Here is a 2,166-nt window from a genome sequence, read left to right on the forward strand (position 1 = left end):
GAGAATGGCTTACAGCCTATTCTGAAAAAATATACTGAATTTCCTTTTGATTTAGTGTTATGTTTCAGGTGTTTAGAAAAAGATAGCGGCTGGAAATCTAAATCTCGATATTCAAAAGAAGATAATTATAATGCCCTTGGATTTGACATTGTTGTTTCTGAAGAAGATTTTATACCCATTAAAAAAGATATAGATGCACAAAGAAAGATACTAGGTAAGGAGTTTTATCGATATTTTTTTGAAACCATGAAGAAAAAAGAAAGACAATTTCCTATACTTAAAAAAATTAACCCTAATTTCTTATATGATGTTAAAAAATGGTTATTGGAAAATAAATGGATAGATGCTATTAGTGAATCATAGCAAGCCGTAGCCCGGACAAAACCTTCAGTCCTGACGTAGGGTGTGTGCGGTAAGCACGCACGCGGTTTCTGTTTTTCAGACGACCTCACTATCTTCTTTGAGGTCGTCTGAAACATTTGTTCTTTAACAATCTCATTGGCAGTTGACATAGAGGTCGTCTGAAAACCAACTTTCAGACGGCCTTTGTTGCACCGTACTTAGGACTTAAAGAACTTTACTACTTAACAGCTGCTAAAGATGGTTTCTATCCTGTAATGGAATGGGGTAAGCGTAAGCCTGTAGGTAAGGTTTGGTTGAAAAAAGGAGATATTTGGAAAATTGGAGAAACACGGAATGTTAAGAATGGGATTCAAAGACGATATTCTCAAGCATGGCTGCGAAGAAATGATTTGATATATAAAAGAGTGATGAAGGGACCTAAAATTAAGATGAGAATATGGGAGCGTCTGAAAATTCTTAAATATATTAAACGAAGAGGAAAATTACCCCCTGGTAATAAATGTAAACATTAATAAAAGGAAAGAATATGTTATTTGCAACATGTGATTATCCATCGTGGACAAAAGTAGATAAAATTTGTGATGAATTTTATGGAGTAGAACCAATTATTAAAAAGTATCCTATACCATTTTCTATCGGGTTTTGTTTTAGATGCTTGGAGAAGGATAGTGGTTGGAAATCAAAGTCTAGATTTTCTAAAAAGGATAATGATTTAGGATTTGATATTGTCGTATATGAGGAGGATTTTATTCCTATTAAGAAAGATATTAATGCTCAAAAAAAAATTATTGGAACTGAATTCAACGATTACTTTTTTGATATAATGAAAAAATATGAAAAAAAGTTCCCAGAACTAAAGGAAATTAATCCTAAGTTTCTTTTAGAAATAGAAAAATGGCTCATCGAAAATCAATGGATTGAACCTATTGAAAAAGCGTAGGTTAGTTTGAAGCCAACCAAAGTTTAAGGTCGTCTAAAAACAACTTTCAGACGACCTTTAATATGTGGTAGTTTAATTACTATGCCTATGACGCATTTAGTAACCTGATTTACCACTAAATCAGCATATCAAGAGAGATGACCGACATCCACGGCAATCTGTTATGGTACGGCGAATACACCGCTTGGGGTCGTCTGAAAAAGGACGGGCGGGTTTACAAGGATGCACATCAGCTGTTCAGATTGCAAAACCAGTATTATGATGAAGAGACCGTGCTGCATTACAATCTGTTCAGGTATTACGAGCCTGAGGCCGGGCGGTTTGTGAATCAGGATCCGATTGGGTTGTGGGGTGGGGCGAATTTGTATTCATTTGCACCTAATGTAGCCACATGGACAGATACTTTGGGATTGAAACAAAAATGTAGCTCTTGTAATTCAGCTGCTACTGAAACAAGTATTAGGGTTTATAGAAAAGATATTTCGTTAACTGGTGAGGATAAGTATGGACATTGGTGGGTTGAGTTAGGTCCAAATGAAAGTTATGGCTGGTGGCCTAGTAAGGGAGTAGGATTGTCTGAGACAATCTTTGGTGTGCCTGGTGATTTGAATGGACAGTCAACTCTTGGTGGAACTTCAACAATGGATCCACACCATGGTGATAGGAGTAAAGGGGTGAATGTATTTAAAGTAATTTTCCCTAGAGGAAAGACAGAGGAAGAAATTAAACAAGCTATCAGAGATTATGCCAAAAATTATTCGGGAAACTGGAGTTGGCCAGCAGGCCAAGATTGTCACTCCTTCCAAGAGAGCTTTATAAAAAAATTAGGTTTAAAATTGGAGAAAATAAAATGAAAAAGTTAC

3 protein-coding genes and 1 pseudogene are annotated in these 2,166 nt (G+C 35.8%); all 4 read left to right on the top strand.

Annotation, left to right across the window (positions count from 1 at the left end):
• Positions 1-363 (top strand): hypothetical protein (locus ACTHUT_RS18450; protein WP_440419348.1); only part of this gene is annotated, 363 nt, incomplete at its 5' end.
• Between the two features lie 254 nt (positions 364-617).
• Positions 618-875, top strand: coding sequence for a hypothetical protein (locus ACTHUT_RS18455; protein ID WP_107820351.1), 258 nt, complete (start codon positions 618-620; stop codon positions 873-875).
• 14 nt (positions 876-889) lie between these two features.
• Positions 890-1,303, top strand: coding sequence for a hypothetical protein (locus tag ACTHUT_RS18460; protein ID WP_250601001.1), 414 nt, complete (start codon positions 890-892; stop codon positions 1,301-1,303).
• Between the two features lie 119 nt (positions 1,304-1,422).
• Positions 1,423-2,157: pseudogene (locus ACTHUT_RS18465) on the top strand (RHS repeat-associated core domain-containing protein); the annotation flags it as partial.
• Positions 2,158-2,166 lie beyond the last annotated feature (9 nt).

Source organism: Neisseria sp. P0022.S010, assembly GCF_051956635.1.